Annotated in this window: 5 protein-coding genes and 1 pseudogene; 5 read left to right on the top strand and 1 reads right to left on the bottom strand. The window is 65.3% G+C overall.

Annotated elements, in window-relative coordinates; genetic code table 11:
• Positions 1 to 96: 96 nt before the first annotated feature.
• Positions 97 to 417 (top strand): annotated as a pseudogene (locus AC3A6M_RS24745) (AAA family ATPase); the annotation flags it as partial.
• On the opposite strand, the gene AC3A6M_RS24740 reads toward AC3A6M_RS24745, so the two are convergent.
• On the bottom strand, positions 409 to 579 hold the full coding sequence (locus AC3A6M_RS24740) for a hypothetical protein (RefSeq protein ID WP_487855347.1): 171 nt from the start codon (positions 577 to 579) through the stop codon (positions 409 to 411). The pseudogene AC3A6M_RS24745 and the gene AC3A6M_RS24740 sit on opposite strands and share 9 nt — an antisense overlap.
• Between AC3A6M_RS24740 and AC3A6M_RS24735 the strand changes: the two genes are divergently transcribed.
• The 4 genes from AC3A6M_RS24735 to AC3A6M_RS24720 all read left to right on the top strand — a co-directional run bounded on the left by AC3A6M_RS24735 (position 509) and on the right by AC3A6M_RS24720 (position 3,235).
• Complete coding sequence (locus AC3A6M_RS24735; protein WP_487855346.1) at positions 509 to 796, top strand: hypothetical protein; 288 nt, start codon at positions 509 to 511, stop codon at positions 794 to 796. The two genes, AC3A6M_RS24740 and AC3A6M_RS24735, sit on opposite strands and share 71 nt — an antisense overlap.
• Positions 797 to 814: 18 nt before the next feature.
• On the top strand, positions 815 to 1,564 hold the full coding sequence (locus AC3A6M_RS24730; RefSeq protein ID WP_487855345.1) for a DUF5682 family protein: 750 nt from the start codon (positions 815 to 817) through the stop codon (positions 1,562 to 1,564).
• Positions 1,565 to 1,627: 63 nt separating this feature from the next.
• Positions 1,628 to 2,704, top strand: coding sequence for a VWA domain-containing protein (locus AC3A6M_RS24725; protein ID WP_487855344.1), 1,077 nt, complete (start codon positions 1,628 to 1,630; stop codon positions 2,702 to 2,704).
• 60 nt (positions 2,705 to 2,764) lie between these two features.
• Positions 2,765 to 3,235 carry a DUF6328 family protein gene (locus AC3A6M_RS24720; RefSeq protein WP_487855343.1) on the top strand — a complete coding sequence of 157 codons (471 nt, stop codon included), beginning with the start codon at positions 2,765 to 2,767 and terminating at the stop codon, positions 3,233 to 3,235.
• The last annotated feature ends 422 nt before the right edge of the window (positions 3,236 to 3,657 follow it).

Here is a 3,657-nt window from a genome sequence, read left to right as displayed (position 1 = left end):
TCAAAACACCTAGCTCAACTACTTGATTTCGTTCAGCTTTTCTTGCGCTGCAGAAGCAGGACGCGAACTATAGCAAATGCCCGGGGGTGTCCGCAAGTGCTGTTGTGGACGTGTGCCGTATTGGCCTCATTCAGCAGCGACTCCACGCTGGTGGTGCGGGGCGCCGCCCGCACCAGCGAGGAAGCTATCCGCCAAGGCTGGAACGATGCGCGGTTGCTGTCGAAGGGACCATCGCATGAGGCGATCGTGCCGGGCCGCGGTAATGGGCGCGATGCGGACCGGAAGGTCGCCCGTATCGAGGAACCGACGCGCATGCCGGGCGAGGTGCAGGACAGTCTGATCTGTCCCCTTTCCGAGAAAGTGCTGCGGATCGCGGAGCTGGAAAACGAAGTGTTGGCACAGAAGGGTTTAAACATCATCGCCACCGCCAACGACCGCGACGTGGACGAACTGGCGAGCGCCCTGAAGCGCCGCTTCAATACCGTGGTCCTGCTGCCGCATCGTCACGGTGTTCCGCGAACTGCGCGAGGGCGGCACCACGAACGCCAAGACCAGACTGATAGTGCCGATCGCCAGCATGAGCACGGCGGAAGCGATCTCGGTGATCACCCACGGCATGTCTCTGGCGGCGCGTTTCGGCGACGGCGTACTGCCCGGCGCCGACCTGGCCGCCGGCATAGTCGATGCGATCGTCAAGGATCCGCTACAGGACCGCGTCGCCATGCTCGAGTACCTGGAGACGGTCGTGAAAGAGCGGGACGGCTGGAAGGACCTGTACCGCGCTTGCCGCGCGTGATCGCATAAGCAGCTGGACGTGAGCACGCAGACGGCCGATCTCGGCCTGCTGCTGGCCGCCCTGCCGCCACTGGTCAACGTGCTGCGCTACGGCAGTGCGCGCAAGGTCGATACGGCCTCGCTGGCGCAGGTGGTCGACGGCCTGGCCGCGCGCGCCTGCATCGCCCTGCCCTATGGCGTGCGCGGGGTGGCCGACGACGCCGCCGCAAGCCTGCTGGGCCAGATCATCGCCGCCGACCAGGCGCTGCGCCTGCTGCAGGACGAGGCCTATCTGCCCACGTGGTTCGCGGCGGTGGCCACCGCGGCCTCCAGCGAGATGTCGCATCCGGTGCTGAGCGGCCGCTGTGCGCGCATCCTGACGGAACACGGTGAATGGCGTGCGGAACGCGCAGCGCAGCAACTGTCCCTGCGCTGCTCGCCGGGCGTGGCGCCGCTCGCCACCGCGCAGTGGCTGGAAGGCTTCCTGCAAGGCGGCGGTACGCTGCTGGCGCACAGCGACTCCCTGTGGAACATCGTGAACGGCTGGCTGCTCGGGCTGCCGGTCGACACCTTCACGGAACTGCTGCCGCTGCTGCGCCGCACGGTGTCGACGTTCACCGCACCGGAGCGCCGCGAGTTGGGCGAACGGGCCGCGCATGGCGGCGGCGCGGCGCCGGGCATGCTGGTTGTCGAGGCGGCCATCGATCCGATGCGGGCGCGGCGCGTGCTGCCGATCCTGCACACCCTGCTCGCAAGCCGGCCGGCTGAGGAAGCCATCGATGACGAATGACGAACGCCATGCAGAGGCGGCGCGGCGCTGGCGCCTGGTGCTGGCCAGGACGCCGCGCCCCGGGTGCAGCTGAATGTCGAGGACGCCGCCATCGACGGCGCACTCGATGCGCTGTATGGCACGCCGCCCGACAATCCGAAAGGTGGCCTGGGCGCGTCCGCGCCGAAAGTGGCGCGCTGGCGGGGCGACATCCGCGAATATTTCCCGTCCAGCGTGGTCCAGGTGATGCAGAAGGATGCGCTGGAGCGCCTGGGCCTGCAGCAGATGCTGTGCGAGCCGGAACTGCTGGCCGCGGTGGAGCCGGACGTGCACCTGGTCGCGACGTTGCTCAGCCTGAACCGCGTCATGCCGAACAAGACCCGCGCGACGGCACGCAAGGTGGTGGCGAAGGTGGTCGAGGAACTGGACCGCAAGCTGGCGGCGCCGATGCGGCAGGCGGTGTCGAGCAGCCTGAATCGCGCGGCCCGCAATCTGCGCCCGCGCCACCAGGAGATCGACTGGCTGCGCACCATCCGCGCCAACCTGCGTCACTACCAGCCCGGGTACCGCACCATCATTCCGGAAACCCGGATCGGCTTCGGCCGTCGCGGGCGCTCGCTGCGCGACATCGTGCTGTGCGTGGACCAGAGCGGATCGATGGCATCCTCGGTCGTGTATGCGGGCGTGTTCGCCGCGGTCCTGCCCAGCATCAGGGCGGTCAGCACCTCGGTGGTGGTGTTCGACACGGCAGTGGCCGACCTGACGCCGCTGCTGTCCGATCCGGTCGAGGTCCTGTTCGGTACCCAGCTGGGAGGCGGCACCGACATCAACCGCGCGCTGGCCTACTGCCAGGGATTGATCACGCGGCCGCGCGAGACGATCTTCGTGCTGATCAGCGATCTGTACGAAGGCGGTAATCACGTGGAGATGCTGGGAAGCGCGGCTGCGCTGGTGGGCAGTGGCGTGCAGGTGATCGCCTTGCTGGCATTGAACGATGCGGGCGCGCCTTCGTATGACCGCGACAATGCGGCGCGCCTGTCCGCCATGGGCACTCCCTGCTTTGCCTGCACGCCGGATCTGTTCCCCGACCTGATGGCGGCGGCGATCCAACGCCACAGCCTCGCACAGTGGAACTCGCAAGCCGGCATCGTCCGGGCCTGAGCGCCGATTTCAATCGTGCGCGCGGTTGAATACGGCCGGGTTTGACGTTACTGTCATCCCATGGACGATCAAGCATCTCAACAACAGAAAAACGAGCAGGAGATGCGCGACATTATCGAAGAAGCGCGCTGCATTCTTCCTGGTCTTCAAGCAGTGTTCGGTTTCCAGACGATCGCCGTCTTCAATGAACGGTTCATGGATCTCGAGACCTACGCGCAGGTATGCCACCTGGTGGGCCTGTGCCTGATGGTGGTCGCGATGGGAATGCTGATGACGCCGGCCGTCTACAACCGGGCGCAGCACGGTCATGCGACATCTCGGATGGTCCGGACTTCACGCAAGAGCATCCGTGGGGCTTTGATGCCATTGGCTGTCGGACTGTCCTTGGACATGTTGACGGTGATGTCGCTTGCAACCGACAAGCTCTCGCTCAGTGTCGCTGCCGCGGTTGCCACTCTCCTGCTGTTTGTGGGACTCTGGTATCTCCTGCCAAGGAGCGATCCCATCCAGGTCGCCGAGCCGCGCTCCTGAAGTCTGTTGCAGTACGGAGTGTTGTGTGAGGCTCCGAACAGATGAGGGCGCTTGCAACCGGATAATACCTACAAGACCGGCGCAGGAAGATGGCACCGGCAGGATTCCACGAACTGGGCGACACTGGTCTACCTGAAGTTCCGATATCGGGGGGAGCACAGACGGAGACGAGTGTAAGCCCAGCCGTTCATGTGATCGCGAACCGTCGGCCATGCGCCGACGGCAACGCGCCGCAAACGGCTGGCCAGAGCCAAGCGATCAAGCCCGCCAGCAGGTACGCAACGCGTGCCGAGCTGGCGGGCTTTTCGTTTTTGGCTGGGCAGAAAAGCAAAAAGCCCGCTCAATCGAATTGAGCGGGCTTCTGCGAATAATTAGCCTGACGATAACCTACTTTCACACTGGTTGCAGCACTATCATCGGCG

Source organism: Telluria sp. Soil_C_11 (genome assembly GCF_057657395.1).
This window is presented reverse-complemented; position numbering and strand designations above follow the sequence as displayed.

Bases quoted from the DNA above. Each gene is read 5' to 3' on its own strand.
- AC3A6M_RS24720 (WP_487855343.1), top strand. From the start codon at position 2,765: ATGGACGATCAAGCATCTCAACAACAGAAAAACGAGCAGGAGATGCGC.
- AC3A6M_RS24740 (WP_487855347.1), bottom strand. From the start codon at position 579: ATGCTGGCGATCGGCACTATCAGTCTGGTCTTGGCGTTCGTGGTGCCG.